The 23546-nt window shown below is 67.4% G+C and carries 23 protein-coding genes and 1 pseudogene; 8 read left to right on the top strand and 16 right to left on the bottom strand.

Annotated elements, in window-relative coordinates:
- Positions 1-111 precede the first annotated feature (111 nt).
- The 5 genes from B6K69_RS00985 to B6K69_RS00965 all read right to left on the bottom strand — a co-directional run bounded on the left by B6K69_RS00985 (position 112) and on the right by B6K69_RS00965 (position 5536).
- Positions 112-1455: a DNA-packaging protein gene (locus B6K69_RS00985; protein WP_164681854.1), complete on the bottom strand. Its 1344-nt coding sequence runs from the start codon at positions 1453-1455 to the stop codon at positions 112-114.
- Complete coding sequence (locus B6K69_RS00980; RefSeq protein ID WP_107673080.1) at positions 1406-1732, bottom strand: hypothetical protein; 327 nt, start codon at positions 1730-1732, stop codon at positions 1406-1408. The genes B6K69_RS00985 and B6K69_RS00980 overlap by 50 nt, the downstream gene beginning before the upstream one ends.
- A gap of 206 nt (positions 1733-1938) precedes the next feature.
- The gene (mltG, locus tag B6K69_RS00975) at positions 1939-3120 is read right to left on the bottom strand and encodes an endolytic transglycosylase MltG (protein WP_108642457.1); all 1182 of its coding nucleotides are present in this window, start codon (positions 3118-3120) and stop codon (positions 1939-1941) included.
- Positions 3121-3123: 3 nt separating this feature from the next.
- Positions 3124-4383, bottom strand: coding sequence for a beta-ketoacyl-ACP synthase II (gene fabF / locus B6K69_RS00970; RefSeq protein WP_108642456.1), 1260 nt, complete (start codon positions 4381-4383; stop codon positions 3124-3126).
- A 205-nt stretch (positions 4384-4588) separates the two neighbouring features.
- On the bottom strand, positions 4589-5536 hold the full coding sequence (locus B6K69_RS00965) for an arginase family protein (protein WP_108642455.1): 948 nt from the start codon (positions 5534-5536) through the stop codon (positions 4589-4591).
- 208 nt (positions 5537-5744) lie between these two features.
- On the opposite strand from B6K69_RS00965, the gene B6K69_RS18085 reads away from it, so the two are divergent.
- From B6K69_RS18085 to B6K69_RS00950, 4 genes are all read left to right on the top strand, one after another.
- Entirely contained in the window at positions 5745-5912 is a 168-nt protein-coding gene (locus B6K69_RS18085) for a hypothetical protein (protein ID WP_164681853.1), read from the top strand.
- 65 nt (positions 5913-5977) lie between these two features.
- The gene (locus B6K69_RS00960) at positions 5978-7054 is read left to right on the top strand and encodes a flagellar motor switch protein FliG (protein ID WP_108642454.1); all 1077 of its coding nucleotides are present in this window, start codon (positions 5978-5980) and stop codon (positions 7052-7054) included.
- Between the two features lie 84 nt (positions 7055-7138).
- Positions 7139-8029 (top strand): DMT family transporter, encoded by an 891-nt coding sequence (locus B6K69_RS00955; RefSeq protein ID WP_108642453.1) that lies wholly within the window; start codon positions 7139-7141, stop codon positions 8027-8029.
- Positions 8026-8919: a lysophospholipid acyltransferase family protein gene (locus B6K69_RS00950; protein WP_107673074.1), complete on the top strand. Its 894-nt coding sequence runs from the start codon at positions 8026-8028 to the stop codon at positions 8917-8919. Before B6K69_RS00955 ends, B6K69_RS00950 begins: the two co-directional genes overlap by 4 nt.
- A 174-nt stretch (positions 8920-9093) precedes the next feature.
- Here B6K69_RS00950 and B6K69_RS00945 read toward each other — a convergent pair.
- Positions 9094-9741, bottom strand: a pseudogene (locus B6K69_RS00945) (DUF1223 domain-containing protein); the annotation flags it as partial.
- A 280-nt stretch (positions 9742-10021) separates the two neighbouring features.
- Here B6K69_RS00945 and acnA point away from each other — a divergent pair.
- Complete coding sequence (gene acnA / locus B6K69_RS00940) at positions 10022-12790, top strand: aconitate hydratase AcnA (protein WP_108642452.1); 2769 nt, start codon at positions 10022-10024, stop codon at positions 12788-12790.
- Between the two features lie 90 nt (positions 12791-12880).
- Here acnA and B6K69_RS00935 read toward each other — a convergent pair whose 3' ends face one another.
- Genes B6K69_RS00935 through ccmA form a run of 5 tightly spaced genes read right to left on the bottom strand, consistent with a single transcriptional unit; the run spans position 12881 to position 15637 of the window.
- Complete coding sequence (locus B6K69_RS00935; protein WP_228156779.1) at positions 12881-13411, bottom strand: DsbE family thiol:disulfide interchange protein; 531 nt, start codon at positions 13409-13411, stop codon at positions 12881-12883.
- Positions 13404-13565 (bottom strand): heme exporter protein CcmD, encoded by a 162-nt coding sequence (gene ccmD, locus B6K69_RS00930; protein WP_418260145.1) that lies wholly within the window; start codon positions 13563-13565, stop codon positions 13404-13406. The genes B6K69_RS00935 and ccmD overlap by 8 nt, the downstream gene beginning before the upstream one ends.
- A complete protein-coding gene (locus B6K69_RS00925; protein ID WP_108642451.1) occupies positions 13565-14296 on the bottom strand; it encodes a heme ABC transporter permease in 732 nt (243 codons plus the stop codon). Before B6K69_RS00925 ends, ccmD begins: the two co-directional genes overlap by 1 nt.
- Before the next feature lie 55 nt (positions 14297-14351).
- Positions 14352-15008: a heme exporter protein CcmB gene (ccmB, locus tag B6K69_RS00920; protein WP_107673071.1), complete on the bottom strand. Its 657-nt coding sequence runs from the start codon at positions 15006-15008 to the stop codon at positions 14352-14354.
- The gene (ccmA, locus tag B6K69_RS00915; RefSeq protein ID WP_107673070.1) at positions 15005-15637 is read right to left on the bottom strand and encodes a heme ABC exporter ATP-binding protein CcmA; all 633 of its coding nucleotides are present in this window, start codon (positions 15635-15637) and stop codon (positions 15005-15007) included. Before ccmA ends, ccmB begins: the two co-directional genes overlap by 4 nt.
- A 109-nt stretch (positions 15638-15746) precedes the next feature.
- Between ccmA and B6K69_RS00910 the strand changes: the two genes are divergently transcribed.
- Positions 15747-16733, top strand: a complete 987-nt coding sequence (locus B6K69_RS00910; RefSeq protein WP_108642450.1) for an aldo/keto reductase — start codon at positions 15747-15749, stop codon at positions 16731-16733.
- 75 nt (positions 16734-16808) lie between these two features.
- Here the strand turns inward: B6K69_RS00910 and B6K69_RS00905 are convergent, their stop codons facing one another.
- From B6K69_RS00905 to yajC, 4 genes are read right to left on the bottom strand one after another with little or no spacing between them, the layout of a single operon-like run.
- Positions 16809-17165 carry an Mth938-like domain-containing protein gene (locus B6K69_RS00905; protein WP_107673131.1) on the bottom strand — a complete coding sequence of 119 codons (357 nt, stop codon included), beginning with the start codon at positions 17163-17165 and terminating at the stop codon, positions 16809-16811.
- A gap of 22 nt (positions 17166-17187) precedes the next feature.
- Positions 17188-18159 (bottom strand): protein translocase subunit SecF, encoded by a 972-nt coding sequence (gene secF, locus B6K69_RS00900; RefSeq protein WP_108642449.1) that lies wholly within the window; start codon positions 18157-18159, stop codon positions 17188-17190.
- A 13-nt stretch (positions 18160-18172) separates the two neighbouring features.
- On the bottom strand, positions 18173-19840 hold the full coding sequence (gene secD / locus B6K69_RS00895) for a protein translocase subunit SecD (RefSeq protein WP_108642448.1): 1668 nt from the start codon (positions 19838-19840) through the stop codon (positions 18173-18175).
- A gap of 10 nt (positions 19841-19850) precedes the next feature.
- Positions 19851-20180, bottom strand: coding sequence for a preprotein translocase subunit YajC (yajC, locus tag B6K69_RS00890; RefSeq protein ID WP_107673066.1), 330 nt, complete (start codon positions 20178-20180; stop codon positions 19851-19853).
- Between the two features lie 260 nt (positions 20181-20440).
- Between yajC and serS the strand changes: the two genes are divergently transcribed.
- Together serS and B6K69_RS00880 are read left to right on the top strand one after the other, a co-directional pair.
- Positions 20441-21730, top strand: a complete 1290-nt coding sequence (gene serS, locus B6K69_RS00885; protein WP_108642447.1) for a serine--tRNA ligase — start codon at positions 20441-20443, stop codon at positions 21728-21730.
- Positions 21731-21739: 9 nt separating this feature from the next.
- The gene (locus tag B6K69_RS00880; RefSeq protein ID WP_108642446.1) at positions 21740-22546 is read left to right on the top strand and encodes a glycosyltransferase family 25 protein; all 807 of its coding nucleotides are present in this window, start codon (positions 21740-21742) and stop codon (positions 22544-22546) included.
- A gap of 11 nt (positions 22547-22557) precedes the next feature.
- Here B6K69_RS00880 and B6K69_RS00875 read toward each other — a convergent pair whose 3' ends face one another.
- Entirely contained in the window at positions 22558-23532 is a 975-nt protein-coding gene (locus B6K69_RS00875) for a glycosyltransferase family 8 protein (protein ID WP_108642445.1), read from the bottom strand.
- Between the last annotated feature and the right edge of the window lie 14 nt (positions 23533-23546).

The following is a 23546-nucleotide window of genomic DNA, read 5'->3' as shown; positions in this document are numbered from 1 at the left end:
ATGACAGCACCCCCGCCGCCCCGCCCGGGCCGACGAACCTGCCATTTCATCTGTCCAGAAATATCCCGGGGTCCGGGGCAGCGCCCCGGGGTCCGCCAAGGGCCCCGGCCCTCAGATCGTTCGCACCGCCGGCCGGCCGATCCGGCCCGTCGGATCGACCATCAGCTCGGTCAGCGCCCAGACCAGCGCATCCAGCCGGTCCGGGCTGCCAGAGCCCTCCCATCCCGTCCGCGCCATCTTCATCATCTGCCCCTCCAGCGCCTGCAGGCCCCGGACATGCGCCACCCGGCCCTGCTCATACAGCGCCGCCACCGGCTCGGCGCGCAGCATCTTGCCCCGCATCGCCCGCACCTCGCGGATCGGCGCCAGCGGATCGCTCTGCCGCACCACCTGCGCCACCAGATCGCCCCCCTGGTTGACCTCGACCACCAGCCGCTCGGCCCCGAACTCCTCCAGCGCGGCCAGCGCGGCCCGCGCCCAGCCATCGGGCGAGGCGCCCTTCACGCTGCGGTCGGCCAGCACAACCGCCCGCCATGCGGCCGGCGGGCCGCGCAGATCGGCGCCCACCACCACGATGCCACATTCGTCGCTGGCCTTGGTCGCGGTTACCGGCGGGTCCACCGCCACCACAACCCGGCTTGGCCGCACCTCCGGCGCCGCCTGCGCCGCCGCGATCATCGCCGGCGTCCACAGCGCCCCCTCGGCCTCTTCCACCAGCACCCCCTCCAGCTCCTGCCGGCCCAGGCTGGTGCCGGCATAGCGCGCCTGCACCTCGGCCAGGAAACTCTCGGCCAGCCAGGCGCGGTTCGCCTCGGTCGGGGCATGGGTGATCACGGTGGACGGGTTCTTCAGGATCGCCTTCAGCACATCGACATTGCGCGGCGTGGTCGTCACCACCTGCTGCGGGTTGCGGCCCAGCCGCAAGGCGAACTGAAGCTGGTCCCAGGCCTCGCGCCCCTTCGACCACTTCGCCAGCTCATCCGCCCAGGCCGCATCGAACTGCGGGCCGCGCAAGGATTCAGGGTCATGCGCCGAAAACACCTGCGCCTCCGCCCCGTTCGGCCAGACCAGAGTCTTGCGCCCCGCCACCCACTCCGGCCGCCGGTCGGGCGGCGAACAGGCCAGGATGCCGCTGTCGCCCATCACCATCACCTCGCGCGCCTGGTCCACCGTCTCGGCCACCAGCGCCAGCCGCGACGCCCGCCCCGCCGCCAGCGGCGTGCCGCCTTCGACCATCGACCGCACCCATTCCGATCCGGCCCGCGTCTTGCCCGCCCCGCGCCCACCCATGACGACCCAGGTCTTCCAGGCCCCGGCCGGCGGCACCTGATGCGGCAGCGCCCAGAATTCAAAGATCCAGGGCAGCGCCAGCAGGGCGTTCTCGCTCAGCCCCGCCAGAAAGCCGTCAATCTCCTCTTGCGTCGCGGAGGCAAGCCAGACGGCGCCCGATTTCATCGCGTGCGGCGTCGAGGTCCAGCTCGCCCCGGGCTCCGACATCCCCGGCGATCTGCTTGCGGAGTTTCTCGACATTCCTGCGTCCCTCCAGGACCTGTTTGCTCATGTCCACCAGATCGCGGACCGCGGCCTTGCCGGCCTTCGCCGCCTCGAACTGGCCGTCGCGGATCGCCGTCAGCGCCGCATTCAGATCGCCCACCGCGATGCGGAACAGCTCTTCCGTCAGCCGCAGGCCCTCGTCCGGTTCCGCCTCGCCGTCGCTGAACCTGATCGTCATCGGTTATCCCGCCCGCCTTTCCCATGCCGCCCCCTGCATGACCGCAACGAAAAAGCGGCACGGGGTTGCCCCCGGCCGCTTCCGACACCTCTACCATCATGCCGCAAGGTCTACATCGGACCGCACGCCAAGTCAAGATGAAAACACAGCAATATCAGATGCTTGGGCGATCTGTGCGTTAACCTTTCGTTAACCTCGCCCCGCCCTCAGTCGCTGCCCCCGCTCTCGGGCTGGCCCTGCGCCGCGCGCTCGGCCTCGATCTTGCGCCACTTCTCGACGTTGCGGTTATGCTCTTCCAGCGTCTTGGCGAAGACATGCCCGCCCGTGCCATCGGCCACGAAGAACAGATACTCCGTCTTCTCGGGGTTCAGCGCCGCCTCGATCGAGGCCCGCCCCGGGTTGGCGATCGGGGTCGGCGGCAGCCCGTCGATGACATAGGTGTTGTAGGGCGTCGCGCGCCGCAACTCGCTTTGGCGCAGCCCCCGGCCCAAGGCGCCCTTGCCGCCGGTCACGCCATAGATCACCGTCGGGTCGGTCTGCAGCCGCATCCCCTGCTCCAGCCGGTTGATGAAGACGCTGGCCACCGTCCGGCGCTCGGCCGCGATTCCGGTTTCCTTCTCCACGATCGAGGCCATAATCAGCGCCTCTTCCACCGTGTCATAGGGCAGATCGGCCGAGCGGGTCGGCCAAAGCTGGGTCAGCAGCTTGCCTTGCGCCTCGGTCATCCGGGCAATCAGCGCCACCCGGTCGCCACCCTTGTCTACATCATAGGAATCCGGAGCCAAGGCCCCCTCTGCCGGCACATCGGCAATGTCGCCGCTCAGGAAATCGGCCTGCTTCAGCTCCTGCACCACCTGCCAGCTTGTCACGCCTTCGGCCAGGGTGACGCGATAACGCATGTCCGGGCTTTCCAGCGCCTTTGCATATTCCGCCGGCACCTCCCCGGCGCCGGGGCTGAACTTCACCACCTCGACAAAGGCATTGGTCGCCGGGTCCAGCTCGCGCAGGATCACATCCGCCGTGGTCACCCCGATACGGAAGTTGATCTCCTGCCCGCAGGTCGATTGCCCGCCCGCGGTGATCGCCGCCAGCACGTCCGACATCGAAGCGCCCGGCTTGATCAGATACGAGCCGAACTTCAGGTCTTTCGACTTTTCGGCATATTCCGCCCCGATGCGGAAGATCCGTGCATCGCTGACCGCGCCACGTTCCTCAAGGTTGCGGCTGACCGCCGCCAGCGAGGCCCCGCGCTCCACCTGAACGCAGATCGCATCGGCCAGCGGCCCCGGCGTCACAAATTCGTTGCGGCCCCAGGCCACCAGCGCCGCCGCTGCAATCAGCAGCACGAAGAACAGCGTCAGCGCGTTCGAGGCGATGGAGCGCCACATCCCTCAGCGCACCTTGCCCAGGATCACGCTGGCATTGGTGCCGCCAAAGCCGAAGCTGTTGGACAGGGCCACGTCAATCTTGCGCTTGACCGCCTTGTTCGGCGCCAGGTCCAGCTTGGGCGTCACCGCCGGGTTGTCCAGGTTGATCGTCGGCGGGGCAATCTGGTCACGGATCGCCAGGATGCAGAAGATCGCCTCGACCGCGCCCGCCGCGCCCAGAAGGTGGCCGATGCTGGATTTGGTCGAAGACATGGTGGCCTTGGCCGCCGCCTCGCCCATCAGCCGCTCGACCGCGCCCAGTTCGATGGTGTCGGCCATGGTGCTGGTGCCATGGGCGTTGATGTAGTCGATGTCAGACGGCTGCAACCCGGCCCGCGCCAGCGCGGCCTGCATACTGCGATAGCCGCCGTCGCCGTCCTCGGACGGGGCGGTGATGTGATAGGCATCGCCCGACAGGCCATAGCCCAGCACCTCGGCATAGATCTTCGCGCCGCGCGCCTTGGCGTGTTCGTATTCCTCCAGCACCACGATGCCCGCCCCTTCGCCCATGACAAACCCGTCACGGTCGGCATCATAGGGGCGGCTGGCCTTTTCCGGCTCATGCGCGCGCTTGGTGGACAGCGCCTTGCAGGCGTTGAAGCCCGCGATGCCGATCTCGCTGATCGGCGCCTCGGCGCCCCCGGCCACCATCACATCGGCATCCCCCAGCATGATCAGCCGCGCCGCATCGCCAATGGCATGGGCGCCGGTCGAACAGGCCGTCACCACCGCATGGTTCGGCCCCTTGAAGCCGAAGCGGATGGACACCTGCCCCGAGACCAGGTTGATCAGGCTGCCCGGAATGAAGAAGGGCGACACCCGCTTCGGACCCTTCTCCTTGATCAGGATCGCCGTCTCGGCAATCGTCGTCAGCCCGCCGATGCCCGACCCGATCATCACCCCGGTCCGCAGACGGCCCTCTTCATCCTCGGGCTGCCAGCCGGCATCGCGGACCGCCTGCGTGGCGGCGGCAAGGCCGTACAGGATGAAATCGTCCACCTTGCGGCGGTCCTTCGGCTCCATCCAGTCATCGGGGTTGAAGGTGCCGTCGCTGCCATCGCCATAGGGAATTTCGCAGGCGTATTGCGTCACCACGTTCGAGGCATCGAACCGCGTGATCGGCCCCGCCCCGGACTGGCCGGCGACAAGGCGCTTCCAGGTCTCTTCCACCCCGCAGGCCAGCGGTGTGACCATGCCCAGACCCGTGACGACAACCCGGCGCATCCAATTCCTCCGAAGCAAGACCTGTTCTTGCGGGGTGATACACGCCCCCCTTTTCCCGCGCAACCGACCCTGCGGAACCGGGGCCGGTTCCCGCCGGGGGCCGCAAAACGGCGGCCTCGTCCGGCGGCACGGCGCGATGCAAGGCATTTCAAGGCGTTACGGGAACGACGCCCGAAGTCGCCCCCGTTTGCCCCCTGGGCGCCCCTCAGCCCTGCCGCGCCACGATGCCCATCACCGCGGCCAGAAGCTGCGCCGCCAGCATGGCGCCCAGCCCGTCCACATCCCGGTCGGGCATGAATTCCACCATGTCGAAGCCGACGATCCGCGCCTTTTCCGACACGCCCGCCACCAGTTCCAGCACCTGCCAGTAGGACAGACCGCCCGCCGTCCGGCCGATCACCGCCGGCATGATCGCCGGGTCCAGCGCATCGACATCGAAACAGACGATGACATTCGCCCCTTCGGGGATCAGGTCGATGGCCGGCCCCACGCCCGCCCGCGCCACCTGCCCCGCCGGCACGAAGGCAACACCCCAGTCGGTGGCCTCCTGCACATCCGACAGCCGGGCCGACCCGATGCCCCGGCTGCCCACCTGCACGATGCCCTCGACATGCGCCATCTCGGACGCGCGGCGCATGGTGGAAGACAGGCCGTAACGCTCGCCGCCCACCTCATCGCGCCAGTCGATATGGGCGTCGATCTGCAAGATCCAGTAGGTCTGCCCCCGTGCGCCAAAGGCCTCGATCATCGGGATCGGCAGCGAATCGTCGCCCCCGATCAGGAAGGGCACTCCGCCGCGATCCAGGACCGAGGACACCGCCCCGAAGATCCGCGCCCGGTTGCCCACCGGATCGGCCTCATCCTGCGGCAGATCCCCGGCATCGACGGCATCCACCCCGGCCGGGAACACCGGACCGCCAAGGTCAAAGTTCATATGCGCCAGATTGGCCGCGTAAGGCGCCGCCGCCGCCCGGATCGCCGCCGGCCCGCCCGCGCAATAGAACCCGACCGAAGGGTAAGGCGTGCAGCCATCCGCGCCGATCAGCGCGATTTTCGCCGGCAGGCGCGACAGGTCGCGACACCGCGGCAGGCCCAGGAAGGTGTCCACCGTGCCGGTGCCGAACATCGTGCCCAAGGTCTTGTTGCCCGCCATTATCCTGCCCTTCCCTGCAACCCAGACGGGCAGGATGCGCGCGCGCCTCCACAGTGGCAAGCCCGCAGCGGCGGCACAGGCAACGGTTTGCCCCACCCGCCCGCACCAAAGGCAAAACCCGGCATTGACGTGCCGGAATCCGTGTTACCTTTGATTCAGGGCACAGCCTGCCCCTGCCCGCCCCACCAGACCGTCAAGGAGGACGACCATGACCACAAGGACGACCCTCGCCGCGCTGACGCTGGCCCTGCTGCCAACCTGGGCCGCCGCCGAAGGCTGCCATGGCGGCATGAAGGAAGTGACCGCCTCAAGCTGTGCCGAAGGCATGGTCTGGGATGCCGTCAAGGGCACCTGCGTCCAGCAGCCCACAAGCTGACGGAAAGCCCGCATTAACCGCCCTGCGCCATCCTGCCCCCGGACCGAACGGAATCGGAGGATGGAATGGCCGCGAACGGGTTGCCGCTTGCCCGCATCACGCCCGCCCAACGGGCGGTGACGCTGGACGATGGTCCGCGCCGGATGCTGACGCCGCGTGAAAAGGCGGCGGTCATCGTGCGCTATCTGCTGGGCGAAGGCACCGCCCTGCCCCTGGCCCAGTTGCCAGATCCGATGCAGGCTGCGCTGGCCGAACAGATGGGCGCCATGCGGCTGGTGGACCGGCAGACGCTGGATCAGGTGGTGCAGGATTTCATGGCCGAACTTGATCAGGTGGGGCTGGCCTTCCCCGGCGGGCTGGAAGGCGCCCTGTCGGTGATGGACGGGCATATCTCGCAGACCGCGGCCAGCCGGCTGCGCCGCAAGGCAGGCGTTTCGGCCAAGGGTGACCCCTGGGAACGGCTGGTCGGCCTGCCGGCCGAAAAGCTGGTCCCCGTGATCGAGGATGAGGCGGTCGAGGTGGCGGCGGTGATCCTGTCCAAGCTGCCGGTGCCGCGCGCGGCCGAAATCCTGGGGCGGCTGCCGGGTGAAAAGGCGCGGCGCATCGCCTATGCCGTCTCGCTGACCGGCAACACAGACCCGGAAACCGTGCGCCGGATCGGGCTTGCCGTGCTGGGCCAGATGGACAGCCAGCCGCCCCGCGCCTTTGACCGCGACCCGGTGGAACGGGTGGGGGCGATCCTCAACATCTCGGCCGCCGCCACGCGCGAGGCGGTCTTGCAGGGGCTTGAGGATGCCGATGCCGGCTTTGCCGAACAGGTGCGGCGGGCCATCTTCACCTGGCCGCATGTCCCGGCGCGGATTTCGCCGCGCGACATCCCCAAGATCATCCGCATCGTCGATCAGGCGCAACTGGTGACCGCCATCGCCTTCGCCCAAGGCCGGCCCGAGTTCGAGGCGACGGGGGAATTCATCCTCGCCAACATCTCGCAACGCATGGCGCAAGGCATCCGGGAAGAGGTCGCCACGCGCGGCCGCATCAAGGAAAAGGACGGCGAAGAGGCGATGAACGCGATCATCGGCGCGATCCGCACGCTGGAAGCCTCGGGCGAGGTGGTGATGATCCAGCCCGAAGAGGACTGATCCGCCAGCGGGTGAAAACCCTTTCCGCTGGCCCCGGACCGCAGCCCTTGCCGCCGGCGGCGCTGCGGCCTAGGGTCCGCGCCCATGACACATGCCCAGAACCCTGCCCGCGGGATCGCCCTGATGATCCTGGCGATCCTTCTGTTCACCGCGATGGATGCCGCAGCGAAAGGGCTGATCCAGCGTTATCCGGCGCCGCAGGTGGTCTGGGCGCGGTTTGCCGGGCAGTTCCTGATCGTGGCGCTGGTGCTGAACCGGCGCGTGCCGGTGCTGGTGCGCACGCGCCATCCGGTGCTGCACCTGTGGCGCTGCCTGTTCCAGATGGGCGCAACCGCCTTCTTCTTCCTGTCGCTGACGCATATCGGCCTGGCCGAGGCCACCGCGCTGACCGACCTGAACCCGGTGCTGATCACGCTGGGCGCGGCGCTGTTCCTGGGCGAAAAGCTGGGGCCGCGGCGGATTGCGGGGGTGGTGGCGGCGCTGGTGGGCGCGATGATCATCATCCGCCCCGGCGCCGGTGTCTTCACGCCCTGGGCGCTGCTGCCGCTGGGGGCGGCGCTGTCCTATACCGGCAACGCCATCCTGACGCGGCGGCTGGGGCCGTCGGAATCGCCCTGGACCTCGATGATCTGGGCGGCGGGCTTCGGAACCCTTGTCGCGGCCCTGGCCCTGCCCTTCGTCTGGACGCCGGTCGCCCCGGAGGATCTGGCGATCTTCGCGCTGATCGGGATGCTGGGCACCGCGGCGCAACTGTGCCTGATCCGCAGCTTCTCGATTGCCGAAGCGGGCGTCGTGGCGCCCTTCGCCTATCTGGGAATCGTCTTCGCCACCTTCTGGGGCGGCCTCTTCTATGGCGAACTGCCCGACCAGTGGACGGTGATCGGGGCGCTTGTGATCGTGGGGGCGGGTCTTTATGTCTGGCACCGCGAAACCAACGCCGCCCGACAGGAGCGTGCGGCCCAGGACCGCAGATGAGCCAGACCGAAGAGCCCCGGCCGTTCCGGCCCGACCATTACCTTACCAACCTTGCGGTGCGCGGGCTGATCCGGCTGGCGCTGCTGTTTCCCTATCGGTTGCGGGTATGGTTCCTGGGCTGGCTGATGCGGCGTGTGATCGGGCCGCTGGCGGGCTACCGCGCGCGGGCGCTGGACAATCTGGCCGCCATATGGCCCGACCTGCCCGAAGCCGAACGCCGCGCCCTGGCCGACCAGTCGCTCGACAATGCCGGGCGCACGGTGATCGAGAACTACTCCACCGCCGAATTCACCGCCCGCGCCGCCAAGCTGGTGCCCGAAGGCCCCGGCTTCGCCGCACTTGAAGCCGCCCGCGCGGCGGGGCGCCCCGCGATCCTGGTCTCGGGCCATTTCGGCAATTACGAAGCCGCCCGCGCCGCGCTGGTGGCGCGCGGGTTCCAGATCGGCGGCCTCTACCGCAACCTGTCGAACCCCTATTTCAACGAACATTACGTCCGCACCATGCAGGCCTTCGGAGGCCCGGTCTTCCCGCAGGGCCGGGCCGGCACGGCGGGCTTCGTCCGCCACCTGCGGGCGGGCGGGCAACTGGTGCTGCTGTTCGATCAGGACGTACCCTCGGGCGAGCTGATCCCCTTCCTCGGGCGCCCCGCCCGCACGGCCCTTTCGGCGGCCGAACTGGCGCTGCGGCTGGGGGCGGACCTGATCCCCTTCTTCGCCACCCGCCAGCCTGACGGGCTGAGCTTCCGCATCGAACTCGATGCCCCCGTGCCACCGTCAGACCCGCTGACCATGACACAGGCGATCACGGCCTCGCTGGAACAGCGCGTGCGCGCCCATCCGGGGCAATGGTTCTGGATTCACAAGCGCTGGAAAGGCGCCCCGACCGGCTGACAGCCGCCGCGCCTATTCGGACGGGGCAGCGCCGCCCGATGTCGAAAGATCCGCCTCGGGGGCACGGTCCGGCGCCCCGACAAAGCCCGCCTCCATGCTGGGCGGGGCATCCTTCGCACTGACAATCGCCTTGGTGGCGGCGTCGCTTTCGGATTTCTGCACCGGGTCCGGCCGCGCGGCGGCCAGAATCAGCGACGGGCCTTCGCTTTGCAGGATCACCACCGCCGGTTCGCTGCCCGGCGCATCGGCCATCACATCCAGCGGCCCGGTCCCCGCCCATTCGCCCAGCAGCTCCCAACTGGTCACCACATTGCGATAGGTGATGGTGCGGCCGGCGTTTTCACCGCGTTCGATCGTCACCGTCTCTTCCGGCATGTAGCGCACCAATTGCACCCGCACCGGGGTGGTCAGCGCCGGGCTGGCCTCGGCCCGGATCACCAGCCGTTCCCCCTGCCGTTCCACATGCAGCGTCACCGGGCTGACCAGCGCCCTGTGCCGCCCCAGACGTTCCACCGTCTCGTCCGGGTCATAACCTTCCACCCGGTCCAGCCCGCCGACAATGAACTGCGGCGTATAGATGGTGCGCGACCCCACGGCCCGGGCATAGGCCTTCTGCCGGTCGGTAAAGCGCGGCTGGGCGAACTTGTCTTCCCAGCCGATGTAATCCCAGTAATCGACATGCAGCGACAGCGGCAGAACGCCGGGCTGGGCGGCAAGCTCGGCCACAAAATCATCGGCAGGCGGACAGGACGAGCACCCTTGCGAGGTGTAAAGCTCGACGATGACGACATTTTCCGCTTGTGCCGTGGCAGCCGCAGCCATCCACAGGCCGCAGGCGGCACTGACCAATTGTCGCATCATAGTCTTACCGGTCCCCTGATCCAGTTGATTGCTTATAGGAAAGGCCAGCCTGCCCTTCCAATCAAGGTTTTGCGAGTGTTAGGCGTGAAGACATCACGTCCTGCTGCGAATCGGCCCGCAGCGGGCATTGAATCGGGTCTGGATTTTTGGCATACATTTGTATACAATGATCGGGACTCGACCGGATCACCCCGGAAACGCAGCGAATATTCCAGACGCCCCCAGCCACGGAGCCAGATAGATGACCGTCACCGTCGGACACGACAGCAAGAAAACCCGCAAGACGCTGACCGCAGGCGGACAGACTGTTTCCTATTACTCGATCCCCGCCGCCGAAGCCGCCGGTCTGGGCGAGTTTTCCCGGCTGCCGGCCAGCCTCAAGGTGGTGCTGGAAAACATGCTGCGCTTCGAAGACGGCAAGACCGTCACCGTGGACGACATCAAGGCCTTCTCCGACTGGGGCAAGAAGGGCGGCCAGAACCCGATCGAGATCGCCTATCGCCCGGCCCGCGTGCTGATGCAGGATTTCACCGGAGTTCCGGCGGTGGTTGACCTTGCCGCGATGCGCGACGGCATCAAGGCGCTTGGCGGCAACGCCCAGAAGATCAACCCGCTGAACCCGGTCGATCTGGTCATCGACCATTCGGTGATGATCGACGAATTCGGCCATCCCCGCGCCTTCCAGATGAACGTCGACCGCGAATATGAGCGGAACATGGAACGCTACGTGTTCCTGAAATGGGGCCAGAACGCCTTCAACAACTTCCGCGTGGTGCCCCCCGGCACCGGCATCTGCCACCAGGTCAACCTGGAATACCTGGCGCAGACCGTCTGGACCGACACCGACCAGGACGGCAACATGGTGGCATACCCCGACACGCTGGTCGGCACCGACAGCCACACCACCATGGTCAACGGCCTGGCCGTCCTTGGCTGGGGCGTCGGCGGGATCGAGGCCGAGGCGGCGATGCTGGGCCAGCCGGTTTCCATGCTGATCCCCGAAGTCGTCGGCTTCAAGCTGACCGGCCAGATGGTCGAAGGCACCACCGCCACCGACCTTGTGCTCAAGGTCGTGCAGATGCTGCGCAAGCATGGCGTGGTGAACAAGTTCGTCGAATTCTACGGCGACGGCCTTGACCGCCTGCCGCTGGCCGACCGCGCGACCATCGCCAACATGGCCCCGGAATACGGCGCCACCTGCGGCTTCTTCCCGATCGACGATGAAACCCTGCGCTACCTGCACATGACGGGCCGCGACGAATCGCGGATCGCTCTGGTCGAGGCCTATGCCAAGGCCAACGGCATGTGGCGCGGCGCGGATTACGAACCGATCTACACCAGCACCCTGCATCTCGACATGGGCAGCATCGTTCCGGCAATCTCGGGTCCGAAGCGCCCGCAGGATTACCTGCCGCTCTCCGGCGCCGCCTCCGCCTTCGGCGACTATATCCGCGGCATCCGCAAGGCCCCCGAGGCGCCCAAACTGGAAAAGGCCGAAATGGTGTCCGAATGCGGCCACCCTGCCCCGGCCGATCTGCCCGGCGATCACTTCGGCCTGTCCTCGGCCGCCGTCGAAGGCCAGGATTACAAGCTGCGCGACGGTTCGGTCGTGATCGCCTCGATCACCTCCTGCACCAACACCTCGAACCCCTATGTGCTGGTCGGCGCGGGCCTTGTGGCGCGCAAGGCGCGCGCGCTGGGGCTGGACCGCAAGCCCTGGGTGAAAACCTCGCTGGCGCCCGGATCGCAGGTCGTGTCCGAATATCTTGAAGCCGCCGGCCTTCAGGAAGACCTGGATGCCGTGGGCTTCAACCTGGTGGGCTACGGCTGCACCACCTGCATCGGCAACTCGGGCCCCCTCCAGCCCGAGATTTCCAAGGCGATCAACGAAGGCGATCTGGTCGCCGCCGCCGTCCTGTCGGGCAACCGCAACTTCGAAGGCCGCATCAGCCCCGACGTGCGCGCCAACTATCTGGCCAGCCCGCCGCTGGTGGTGGCCTATGCCCTGGCCGGCGACATGAACATCGACCTGACGAAAGACCCGCTTGGCACCGGCAAGGATGGCAAGCCGGTCTATCTGCGCGACATCTGGCCCACGAACAAGGAAATCGCCGACATCGTTCATGCGGTGGTCACGCGCGAGGCGTTCCAGAAGAAATACGCCGACGTGTTCAAGGGCGATGCCAAGTGGCAGGGCGTCAAGGTGACCGACTCGGAAACCTATGACTGGCCGGCCTCCTCGACCTACATCCAGAACCCGCCCTATTTCCGCGGCATGTCCAAGACGCCGGGCGTGATCAGGAACATCGAAGGCGCCCGCGTTCTGGCGCTGCTGGGCGACATGATCACCACCGACCACATCAGCCCGGCCGGGTCGTTCAAGCCCACCACGCCGGCCGGCAAATACCTGACCGAACGTCAGGTGCCCGTCAGCGAGTTCAACTCCTACGGCTCGCGTCGCGGCAACCATGAGGTGATGATGCGCGGCACCTTCGCCAACATCCGCATCAAGAACGAGATGCTGGATGGCGTCGAGGGCGGCTACACCCTTGGGCCGGACGGGCAGCAGACCTCGATCTACGACGCCTCGATGGCCTATCAGGCAGCCGGCACCCCGCTGGTGATCTTCGGCGGCATCGAATACGGCGCCGGTTCGTCGCGCGACTGGGCGGCCAAGGGCACGGCCCTTCTGGGCGTCAAGGCCGTGATCGCCGAGTCGTTCGAACGGATTCACCGCTCCAACCTCGTCGGCATGGGCGTCATCCCCTTCGAATTCACCGAAGGCATGACCCGCAAGAGCCTTGGCCTGAAGGGCGACGAGGTGATCAGCATCGAAGGTCTGGACGGAGATCTGAAACCGCTCAGCCTGGTGCCCTGCACCATCCGCTATGCCGATGGCACCACCAAGACCATCCAGATCAAGTGCCGGATAGATACCGCGATCGAGATCGAATACGTCGAAAACGGCGGCGTGCTGCATTATGTGCTGCGCGATCTGGCGGCCTCGTAAGAGGCTGCCCCGCCAGGGCGCGGACGAAAACGAAAGGCCGGGGGAAACCCCGGCCTTTTCTCTTGCCCTGCCCGTAGCGCGGAACGGCGGCTATTTCAGCGCATCTTCCAGCGCGGGAACGAACCGCTTTTCGTAATCGGTGCCAACCAGCGGGCCCACGAACTTGAACAGGATGGTCCCGTCGCCATCGACAATGAAGGTCTCCGGCGGGTTGGTCACACCCCATTCCACCCGGTTGCGCCCGTTCGGATCGGTGGCCAGCGCGAAGAACGGGTTGCCCTCCTCGGCCAGATAGGCCGTGGCGTCGGCCTCCTTGTCCATCATGTTCACGCCCGCGACGCGGATGCCCTTTTCGGCCATCGCATTCAGCACCGGATGCTCGGCCCGGCAGGGTGGGCACCACGAGGCCCAGAAATTGACAACCGTCACCTCGCCCTTGCGCAGATCGGCATCGGTCAGTTGCGTCACCCCCGGCAGGCCGGTCCCCGGCAGCACCGGGGCGGGCTTGCCGATAAAGACGCTGTGCAGCTCGCCGGGGTTTTCGCGCTGCATCCCCACATAGAACATGGCTGCCAGCCCGGCAAAGATCACCGGCGGCAGCGCCATCATCCACCTAGCCATCGACAGCCTCCGCAGCCCGCGCCTCAACCTCGGCCAGGGCACGCCGCATCCGGGCGCCCTGCCACAGCGACAGCAGCACCACCCCCGCCAAGAGCGCGATCGTCACCCCGTAAGAGGTCAGCACCGCGAAGGCATATTTCCCAAGCTCGGGCATCAGGCCAGCCTTTCCCGCGACACCAGCGCCGACAGGCGGCGGGCGCGAATTTCGGTGCGGGTGCGCAGCAGCACCAGCGCCAGGAACAGGAAGATGAAGCCGAAGATGCAGACCACCAGCGGCTGATAGAAGGCCGGGTCCAGCGGGTCTTTCTCGCCCACCTTGAGGATGGTCGAATCCTGATGCAGCCCCTGGTTCCAGAACTTGACCGCATAGCGCGACAACAGCGCGAAGACCGATCCCACAACGCACAGGACCGAGGTCAGGTCGGCGGCGGTATCGGGGTTCTCGACCGCGTTCCACAGCGCGATATAGCCCAGATAGAACAGCGCCAGAATCAGGAAGCTGGTCAGACGCGGGTCCCAGGCCCACCAGGTGCCCCACATCGGCTGGCCCCACAGCGCGCCGGTCGCCAGCGCGATCAGCGTGAAGGTCAGGCCCACCGGCGCCGCCGCCTTGGCCGCCAGCGCGCTGACATGGTGGCGCCGGATCACCCAGATCAGGCTGGTCACCAGCATCATCACCCAGGCATTGATCGCCATCATCGCGGCGGGCACATGCAGGAACATGATCTTGACGGTCGATCCCTGCTTGTAATCGTCCGGCGTGAAGAAAAAGCCCCAGACCAGCCCGAAGCCCAGGCACAGCACGGTCAGCCCCGTCACCCAGGGCAAGGCCCAGGCCGAGGTCTGCATGAACTTCTTCGGGTTGGCGTATTCCCAGATCGACATGATGTTCCGTTACTTGGCGAAAGGGGCGGGCTCAACTCAATAACATGTGCGCGGGCTACCGCAAATTGACGCGGATCGCCGCGGCTGCGGCAAAGGGCAGCAAGGCGGCCGATCCGGCGGTGATCGCGGCCAGCAGCGCCAGCGGGGTGCCCGGGTCCATGCCCATCGCGCCGCGCTTCACCACCTCGGCCCCGAAGATCAGCGTCGGCACATAGAGCGGCAGCACCAGCAGGCTCAGAAGCAGCCCGCCGCGCTTCAGCCCCACGGTCAGCGCGGCCCCGAAGGCGCCGATGATGCTCAGCGCCGGCGTGCCCAGCCCCAGCGAGACGACCAGCCAGAAATAGCCATCGGCCGGCAGGAACAGCAGCAGCCCCAGCACGGGCGAAACCAGCGTCAGCGGCAGGCCCGTCACCAGCCAATGCGCGGCGGCCTTCACGGCCACCGCCCCTTCCAGCGGCAGCGGCGCGGTGGCCAGCAGGTCCAGCGACCCGTCCTCGAAATCCAGCGCGAAGATGCGGTCAAGGCTCAGCAGGCAGGCCAGCAGCGCCCCCACCCACAGGATGCCGGGGGCAATGGTGGCCAGCGTGCCGCCCTCCGGCCCCACCCCCAGCGGCACCAGCACCGCAACCAGCAGGAAGAAGGCCAGCCCAAGGCCGAAGCCGCCCCCGGCGCGGAAGGCAAGGCGCAGGTCGCGGACCAGCAGCGCGATCATGCGAAAGCCTCGTCAAAGCCGCCGGCCACGGCGGGCGCCGCGCCGTCCGACCGGAACGGCGACAGGTCCAGCACCTCGGCCTCGGGCAGGCCAAGGTCGATATGGGTGGCCATCAGCGCCGCGCCGCCCCCGGCCAGATGGGCGCGGATCACATCGGCGAACAGCGCGACCGAGGCCGCATCCAGCGAAACGGTCGGCTCATCCAGCACCCAGATCGGGCGGCCCGTCACCAGAAGCCGCGCAAGGCCCAGCCGGCGCTTCTGCCCCGCCGACAGGTTGGCGGCCCGGCGGTCGGCCAGCGCGGCAAGGTTCATCCGCTGCAAGGCCTGCGCCACCGCCGCCGCGCCGGTGCCATAGACCGCCGCCCAGAAGGCCAGGTTTTCCGCAACCGTCAGCACGGCTTTCAGCCCGTCGGCATGGCTGGCATAGGCCAGGCTTTCCGGCGGCGCCGAAATCGTGCCCGCCACGGCGGGTTGCAGCCCGGCCAGCGTGCGCAGAAGCGTGGTCTTGCCCACGCCGTTCGGCCCCCGCAGCACCAGCGCCCGCCCCGGCTGCAACCGGAAGCCCACGCCCTGCAGCACGACCAGCCCGCCGCGCGCCACCGCCAGATCGGAAACCACGAAATCCATGGGGCACAGCCGTATCGCAAAGCGGCCCGGCACAAAACCCCCTGCCCCATGGAAAGCCCCGCCCGTTACCGCTATCTCTGCCGCCAGCAGGAACGTGAGGAGACCCGCGATGCACAGCAATTCCTTTGGCCGCACGGGGCGGACCGTCACCCGCATCGGCTTTGGCGCCTGGGCCATCGGCGGCACCTGGGGCGAAGTGTCGCCGGATGCGGCGCGCGCCGCGCTCCATGCCGCGCTCGATGCGGGCATGACCTTCATCGACACCGCCGATGTCTATGGCGATGGCCGGTCGGAACGGATCATCGCCGAAGTGCTGGCCGAACGCGGCGGCACGCGGCCCTTCGTGGCCACCAAGGCCGGGCGCCGGCTGTCGCCGCATGTGGCCGAAGACTATGATCTGGACCATCTGGCCGCCTTCGTGGACCGCTCGCGCCGCAACCTGCAAATGGACCGGCTGGATCTGGTGCAACTGCATTGCCCGCCGACGCCGGTCTATTTCTCGTCCCGCGCCTTCGATGCGCTGGATGAACTGAAATCGCGCGGCTGGATCGCCGATTACGGCGTCTCGGTCGAAACCGTGGACGAGGCACGTCAGGCCCTGCATCACCCCGGCGTGGTGTCGGTGCAGATCATCTACAACCTGTTCCGCCCCCGCCCCGCCGAGGTGTTCTTCCGCGAGGCGCAGGCCGCAAACGTGGCCGTCATCGCGCGGGTGCCGCTGGCCTCGGGGCTGCTGACCGGCAAGATGACCGCGGCCAGCACCTTCGCCACCGATGACCACCGCAGTTTCAACCGCGACGGTCAGGCCTTCGACAAGGGCGAAACCTTCTCGGGCGTGCCCTTCGAGGTGGCGCTGGAAGCGGTCGAGGAACTGCGCCCGCTGGTGCCGCAGGGCGCCAGCATGGCCGCCTTCGCGCTGCGCTGGATTCTGATGGAACAGGCGGTGACCGTGGTCATTCCGGGCGCGAAATCCGCCGCGCAGGCCCAGGCCAATGCGGCGGCCGATGCGCTGGCCCCCCTGCCGGCCGAAACCCTGCAAGCCGCGCGCGCGGTCTATGACCGGCTGGTGGCGCCGCATGTCCACCATCTGTGGTAAGATCCTGTTTCTTCAAGGAAATCGGCCCGGCCCCTTCCAAGGGTCCGGGCCGGCGTTCTTGAAACCTCCGGGCGTTCAGCCCACCGGCAGCAGCGCGGCGGCGATGCGGCGGCCTTCGCCCAGCAGCACGTTGTAGGTGCGGCACGCGGCGGGTGAGGCCATGACCTCAACCCCGATGTCCGCCGCCTCCAGCGCCTCGCGGAAGGCGCGCGGCGGGTGGGCGATCTGCGCGCCCATCCCCAGCAGCAGCACGTCGATCCGCCCCGCCAGCGCCAGCGGCGTGGCGGTATCCTCAAGCCCCGCCCACGGCCCGGCATCCCAGGGCGTAATCAGGCAGGCCCCGCGCAGCACATGCGGGCCAACCCGGAAAAAGCCCGGCCCATACCCCTCGATGGGCAGGGCCGAGCCATAGCTGACCTCGGTCAGGCGCAGGGCCCCCGATTCAGACCCAACTTCAGGCATCGACGTTGGCGAATTCGCTGTTGTCTTTCTTCTTCGGCTTGTCGCCGCGATCGACACCCAGCATCAGCACGATGTTCTTGGCCATGTAGAGCGTGGAATAGGTGCCCAGGAACACCCCCAGAACCATGGCGAAAACAAAGCCCCGGATCACGTCGCCACCAAAGATCAGCAGCACGATCAGCGCAATCAGCGTCGTGGTCGAGGTCATGATCGTCCGGCTCAGCGTTTCGTTGGCCGTCAGGTTCATCATCTCGCGCAGCGGCATGGTCTTGTACTTGGCCAGATTCTCGCGCAGCCGGTCGAAGATCACCACCGTGTCGTTGACCGAATAGCCAAGAATGGTCAGCAGCGCCGCCACGATGGACAGGTCGAACTTGAGCTGGAACAGCGAGAAGATCCCCACCGTCACCACCACGTCATGCAGCAGCGAGGCCACGGTGCCCACGGCGAACTGCCATTCGAACCGCATCCAGACATAAAGCATGATGCCGAAAGACCCGGCCGCCACGGCAAGCAGCGCCTTCCAGATCAGCTCCTGGCTGACCTTGGGGCCAACCGATTCCACGGAAGCGAAGACCACGTTCGGATCATGCGCCTTCAGTGCGGCCTCAACTTCGGAAATCACTTCCGGCGTGACCGCCTCTTCGCCCTCGCGCGCGCCAAGGCGCACCTGGGCAACATGCTGGTCATCGCGGAAGCTGGGGTCGGTCACCTCGGTGATGGTGACATCGCCCACATCCAGCGCCGCCAGCGCCGTCCGATAGGCGCCGACATCCACCGGCGTGGTCGATTCCGTGCGGATCGTGGTGCCGCCCAGGAAATCGACGCCAAAGTTCAGCCCCTTCACCGCGACGATGCCCAGCGAGGCCACCATCAGGAAGATCGACAGGCCGAAGGTCAGCCACTGCCAGCGGAAAAAGTCGATGCTGGTCTTTTCGGGAACAAGTTTCAGACGCCAGGCCATGTGCTTTTCTCCCTCAGACCACAATCGTCTTCGGACGCTTGCGGTTGATATAGATCTCGATCACCAGCCGGGTCACATAGACGGCGGTGAACACCGAGGTGATGATGCCCAGCGTCATGGTCACGGCAAAGCCGCGCACCGGGCCCGATCCGATCCAGAACATGATGCCACCGATCAGCAGCCCCGTCAGGTTGGCGTCCATGATGGCCGAGAAGGCCCGATCAAAGCCCGCCTGAATGGCCCGTGGCGGGCTCAGCCCGGCGCGCAGCTCCTCGCGCACGCGCTCGAAGATCAGCACGTTGGCGTCAACCGCCATGCCCATGGTCAGCACGATGCCGGCGATGCCGGGCAGCGTCAGCGTGGCCCCGATCGACGACAGGATCGCCACCAGAAGCAGCACGTTCACCGCCAGCGCCACATTGGCGAACCAGCCGAACAGGCCATAAGAGGCCACCATGTAGATCACCACCGCCACCATGCCGATGATCGCGGCGGTCTTGCCGGCGGCCACCGAATCGGCGCCCAGTTCCGGGCCGATGGTGCGTTCTTCCAGGAAGGTCAGGCTGGCCGGCAGGGCGCCCGCGCGCAGCAGCACGGCCAGTTCGGTCGATTCCTCGACATTGAAATTCCCGGTGATGATGCCGTTGCCGCCGGGAATGTGGCTCTGGATCACCGGGGCCGAAATGACCTGCTGGTCCAGCACAATGGCGAAAGGCGCGCCGATATTTGCGGCGGTATAGTCGCCGAACTTGCGCGCGCCCGCCCCGTCAAACCGGAAGCTGACCGCCGGGCGGCCGTTCTGGTCGAACGACGGCTGGGCATCGACAAGCTGCTCGCCGGTCACCACCGGCGTTTCCTCGACAATGTAGTAAAGCCCGGGCTGTTCGCGCGCCGGCAGCAGCAGGTTGCGCGGGCCGGGGTCGGCGCCGGCATCCGTGGTGGTGCGGATCACCGGGTTGAAGGTCAGCTTGGCCGTGGTGCCGATCAGGCTTTTCAGCTCGGCCGCCGACCCGATGCCCGGCACCTGGATCAGGATGCGGTCGCTGCCCTGACGCAGGATCGTCGGTTCGCGCGTGCCCACCTCGTCCACCCGGTTGCGGATGATCTCAAGGCTTTGCTGCACCGTGCGGTCGTCCGAGGCGGTCCGTTCGGCCTCGGACAGCTTCACCAGGATGTCGCTGCCTTCCGCCGTCACGTCGATGTCGTTCGCGCCCACGCCGGTCAGCGTATAGACCGGCGTCGCCAGCGCCTTCACGGCGGCAAGCGCGGCCTCCATCCCGGCCGGGTTGGAAATCGTGATGCGCAGCTCGTCCTCGGGCGACGGCGCGCGGCGCACGGCCCCTACCTGATCGCGCAAGCCGCGCAGCGCATCGCGGGCCTCGGGCCACAGCCCGTCGATCCGCGCCTTGTACACATCCTGCACCTCGACCCGCGCCAGCAGGTGCGCCCCGCCCCGCAGGTCCAGCCCCAGCGGCATCAGCGACGACGGCAGGAACGACGGCCATTCGGCCAGCGCGGCATTCTGCTCGGGCGTCGCCACGCCGCCGGCCTTTTCGATGGCGGCGGCGGCGTCATTATGCGTTTCGACCCGGCCGTAGAAGGCATTGGGCATTGCGGCAATCGCGCCCCAAAGGCAGACCGCAAGGATCAGAAGGCGCTTCCACAGCGCGGTCGGGGTCATGGTGCGTGCCTCAGCTTGCGGCGGGTTCGGTCTTGTTCAGCACGGTCGCGATGGTGTGGCGCATCACCTTGACCTTCACACCATCGGCGATTTCCACCTCGACGATGCCGTCTTCCTGTACCTTCACCACCTTGCCCAGAATGCCGCCCTGGGTGACGATCTGGTCGCCCCGGCGCAGCGCATCCACCATGGCCTTGTGCTCTTTCAGCTTCTTTTGCTGCGGACGGATCAGCAGGAAATACATGATCCCGAAGATCAGGATCAGCGGCATGAAGCTGGTCAGGGCGGAAGCGGCACCGGGGGCGCCGGCGGCCTGGGCGAAGGCGGGGGTTGCGAACATGGATCACCTCTCTGGCGGACACGGGCGCCTCCCCCTTGGCAGGGCTGCGGGCCGGGTCGGTTTGCGCCCATGTAAGGTGTTTTCGCGCCCGATGCCAGAGGCAGGGCCGTGCAAGCCCCCTGCCCCGGTTCCCTGCAGCCTGAACACCGCGTGAACGCAGCCCCGCCGCGCCATGCCAGCCCCCGGACAACCGCCCTTTCCCAGACCCGGCCCTTCTGGCATAACCCGCCCCGATCCCATCGGGCCGAAAGACCAACGCCATGCACGACATCCGCCAGATCCGCGAAAACCCCGCCGCCTTCGATGCGGCCCTTGCCCGCCGCGGCCTGCCCGCCGCCTCGCCGGAACTGCTGGCGCTGGATGCCGACCGCCGCGCCAAAATTCTGGCCGCCGAAACGGCGACGGCGGATCAGAACCGCGCCTCGAAAGAGGTGGGCGCCGCCAAGGCGCGCGGCGACGATGCCGAATTCGAACGCCTGCGCGCCCTGGTGGCCGACAAGAAGGCCGAAATCTCCCGCCTCACCGCCGAGGCGGCCGAGGAAGACGCGCGCCTGCGCGATCTGCTGATGCGCCTGCCCAACCTGCCGCTGGACGAGGTGCCCGATGGCGCCGATGAAGACGACAACGTGGAAATCCGCCGCTGGGGCACCCCGCGCAGCTTCGACTTCAAGCCCTTGGAACATTTCGAAATTCCGGGCGTGAAACCGGGAATGGATTTCGAGACGGCGGCGAAACTGTCGGGCGCGCGCTTCGTGGTGCTGAAGGGCGCGGTGATCCGCGTCCACCGCGCGCTGGCCCAGTTCATGCTGGACACCCATATCGAAGACCACGGCCTGCAAGAGACCTGGACCCCTGTTCTGGTCAAGGACGAGGCGATGTATGGCACCAACCAACTGCCCAAGTTCGCCGAGGACAGCTACCAGACCACCAACGGCTGGTGGCTGATCCCCACCGCCGAGGTGACGCTGACCAACTCGGTCGCGGGCGACATCCTGGACGAAGCCCGCCTGCCGATCCGCATGACCGCCCATACCCAGTGCTTCCGCTCCGAAGCCGGCAGCGCCGGCAAGGATACCACTGGGATGTTGCGCCAGCACCAGTTCGAAAAGGTCGAGATGGTGACGATCTGCACCCCCGACACGGCGCTGGCCGAACATGACCGCATGACGCGCTGCGCCGAGGCCATTCTGGAAAAGCTGGGCATCCCCTATCGCACCATCGTGCTTTGCACCGGCGACATGGGCTTCGGCGCGCAGAAGACCCATGACCTTGAGGCCTGGCTGCCGGGACAGAATCGGTTCCGCGAAATCTCCAGCGTCTCCACCTGCGGCACCTTCCAGGCGCGGCGGATGAACGCGCGCTTCCGCCCCGCCGGCGGCAAGCCGGATTTCGTGGCCACACTGAACGGCTCGGGCCTGGCGGTCGGGCGTTGCCTGATTGCCGTGCTGGAAAACGGCCAGCAGGCCGACGGCTCGGTTGATCTGCCGGCGGTGCTGCACCCCTATCTGGGCGGCAAGACCCGCATCTCGGCCAGCGGCGACCTGATCTGACACCCCGGTATGCGTGCCAGCCCCCCTTGGTCGCCTGCCCCTGACAGATCGCCCTGGCCGATCTTCGTGCTCTCCCTGCCCGATGCCACCGACCGGCGGCACCGGATTTCCTCGCAGCTTGCGGCGCTGGGGCTGACCTTCCGCTTCCATGACGGGATCGACGGCCGCCGCGGCCTGCCGCCCGAACATGAGCCGCAGATCGACCGCGCCGCCGCCCGCCTGCGCATGGGGCGGCGCATGACCGATGGCGAATTCGCCTGCGCCCTGTCCCATCAGGCGATCTATCGCCGGATCATCGCCGAAGGCCTGCCCGGCGCCGTGGTGCTTGAGGATGATGCCACCCTGACCCCGGGTTTTGCCGCCTTCCTGCGCAACCGCTGCCACGACGCGGCCCCGATCATCCAGCTTGAACACCTGTTTGCAGATGTCTGGCGCTGGCCCCGCCCGCGCCCGTTGCACCCCGATCTGCCCGGGGTCCGGCTGGCGCTGCTTTGCCACAATGCCTGCATGGCCTCGGCCTACAGCATCAGCCGCGACGCCGCCGCCCATGTCCTGCGCGAATCCACACCGCTGGCCGGCGTTGCCGACTGGCCCTGCGACGTGGCGGTGCTGGGCGCGGCGGTCACGCTGCCGATGCTGGTCACCTCACCACAGGTCCAGGACTCTCAGCTTGAGGCCGAACGGGCCGGAACGGTGATCGAGGCAGAGCAGGCCGCCACCCCCCGAGCCACCCGTCGCCCGCCCGCAAAGCGGTTCCTCAGCGCGGCCTACTGGCGGCGGTGGGCCCGCAAGCGGATGATGCGCCGGGTGTCCTGAGCGGCGGACGGTCAGACCGGCGGCGGCGCCTTCAGCGCGGCAAGGCAAGGCGCGATGATCCGGTCGCGCGTGATCCGCTCGGCCTGCCTCTGCATCAGGTATTTGCGCCGCCGCAGCAGAAGGCCGAACACCCGCCGCCTGCGGCGTTCCAGCAGGCGCAGCCGGTCGCGCAGCGACAGCCGGCGCTCGACCGGGGCCGGAATCAACCCCGCCAGCGCCGCCGCATGGGCCTGCCAGATTTCGCCCAGAAACACCGTCGCCGCCCAGGGCTTGTGCTGGCCGCAATAGTGCAGGACGCCCGGCCTCCAGTCATCGGGCAGGTCTCGCCCTTCCCTCAATTCCTGCTCGACCACGATAAGCAGCAGGTTCCAAGTCGCTTCCAGCCATTTCACCCGGCCCCGCAGCACATGGTTCAGGGCGCTCTGGTCGGCAAAACACGTCTCGCGGTCGGGATGCCGCGCCCAGTCCAGACAGGCGTCCGCAATCCCCTCGGACCGCCAGAGATCAAGATCCATCACCAGCAGGCCCGAATTGAAATAGGCATCGGCCGGCAGGTCCAGCGCGATCAGCTCTTCGGGCTTGGACCGCAAAACCCCCGCATCACGAACCGCGGCAACCGGGCTGCCCGCAAGATCGGCTGCCCAAATCCCGGCAATCGAGCGGACGGCCAGCATGTCGCAATCCATGTAGATCACCCGCGACAGATGCGGCAGCATCTCGGGGATCAGCACACGCAGATAAGAGGCGGGGGTGATGTAACTGTTCTCCTGCCTGCGCACCCCCTCCAGCCGCGCCGGATCAACCGGCAGAACCGTGACCGGGCAACCAATCCGCCGGGCCACGGCCTGAAGCATGTCGCGCCCGCGTGGCGAGATTCCATGATCTAGAACGGTAAATTCGGTGCCGGGATCGAAACGCGCCACCGATGCAATCAGAACTGCGACACCCGTGACGTAATTCTCGTCACTTCCGGTCACAATATGCATGTGCCTGCCTGCCT

Origin of the sequence: Pseudogemmobacter blasticus, assembly GCF_003071405.1 — a bacterium.
GTDB lineage: Bacteria > Pseudomonadota > Alphaproteobacteria > Rhodobacterales > Rhodobacteraceae > Pseudogemmobacter > Pseudogemmobacter blasticus.
The sequence above is the reverse complement of the archived record's forward strand: the minus strand, read 5'-3'. Positions and strand labels throughout refer to the sequence as shown.

Bases quoted from the DNA above. Each gene is read 5' to 3' on its own strand.
- B6K69_RS00985 (WP_164681854.1), bottom strand. From the start codon at position 1,455: ATGAAATCGGGCGCCGTCTGGCTTGCCTCCGCGACGCAAGAGGAGATT.
- B6K69_RS00980 (WP_107673080.1), bottom strand. From the start codon at position 1,732: ATGACGATCAGGTTCAGCGACGGCGAGGCGGAACCGGACGAGGGCCTG.
- mltG (WP_108642457.1), bottom strand. From the start codon at position 3,120: ATGTGGCGCTCCATCGCCTCGAACGCGCTGACGCTGTTCTTCGTGCTG.
- fabF (WP_108642456.1), bottom strand. From the start codon at position 4,383: ATGCGCCGGGTTGTCGTCACGGGTCTGGGCATGGTCACACCGCTGGCC.
- B6K69_RS00965 (WP_108642455.1), bottom strand. From the start codon at position 5,536: ATGGCGGGCAACAAGACCTTGGGCACGATGTTCGGCACCGGCACGGTG.
- B6K69_RS18085 (WP_164681853.1), top strand. From the start codon at position 5,745: ATGACCACAAGGACGACCCTCGCCGCGCTGACGCTGGCCCTGCTGCCA.
- B6K69_RS00960 (WP_108642454.1), top strand. From the start codon at position 5,978: ATGGCCGCGAACGGGTTGCCGCTTGCCCGCATCACGCCCGCCCAACGG.
- B6K69_RS00955 (WP_108642453.1), top strand. From the start codon at position 7,139: ATGACACATGCCCAGAACCCTGCCCGCGGGATCGCCCTGATGATCCTG.
- B6K69_RS00950 (WP_107673074.1), top strand. From the start codon at position 8,026: ATGAGCCAGACCGAAGAGCCCCGGCCGTTCCGGCCCGACCATTACCTT.
- acnA (WP_108642452.1), top strand. From the start codon at position 10,022: ATGACCGTCACCGTCGGACACGACAGCAAGAAAACCCGCAAGACGCTG.
- B6K69_RS00935 (WP_228156779.1), bottom strand. From the start codon at position 13,411: ATGGCTAGGTGGATGATGGCGCTGCCGCCGGTGATCTTTGCCGGGCTG.
- ccmD (WP_418260145.1), bottom strand. From the start codon at position 13,565: ATGCCCGAGCTTGGGAAATATGCCTTCGCGGTGCTGACCTCTTACGGG.
- B6K69_RS00925 (WP_108642451.1), bottom strand. From the start codon at position 14,296: ATGTCGATCTGGGAATACGCCAACCCGAAGAAGTTCATGCAGACCTCG.
- ccmB (WP_107673071.1), bottom strand. From the start codon at position 15,008: ATGATCGCGCTGCTGGTCCGCGACCTGCGCCTTGCCTTCCGCGCCGGG.
- ccmA (WP_107673070.1), bottom strand. From the start codon at position 15,637: ATGGATTTCGTGGTTTCCGATCTGGCGGTGGCGCGCGGCGGGCTGGTC.
- B6K69_RS00910 (WP_108642450.1), top strand. From the start codon at position 15,747: ATGCACAGCAATTCCTTTGGCCGCACGGGGCGGACCGTCACCCGCATC.
- secF (WP_108642449.1), bottom strand. From the start codon at position 18,159: ATGGCCTGGCGTCTGAAACTTGTTCCCGAAAAGACCAGCATCGACTTT.
- secD (WP_108642448.1), bottom strand. From the start codon at position 19,840: ATGACCCCGACCGCGCTGTGGAAGCGCCTTCTGATCCTTGCGGTCTGC.
- yajC (WP_107673066.1), bottom strand. From the start codon at position 20,180: ATGTTCGCAACCCCCGCCTTCGCCCAGGCCGCCGGCGCCCCCGGTGCC.
- serS (WP_108642447.1), top strand. From the start codon at position 20,441: ATGCACGACATCCGCCAGATCCGCGAAAACCCCGCCGCCTTCGATGCG.
- B6K69_RS00880 (WP_108642446.1), top strand. From the start codon at position 21,740: ATGCGTGCCAGCCCCCCTTGGTCGCCTGCCCCTGACAGATCGCCCTGG.
- B6K69_RS00875 (WP_108642445.1), bottom strand. From the start codon at position 23,532: ATGCATATTGTGACCGGAAGTGACGAGAATTACGTCACGGGTGTCGCA.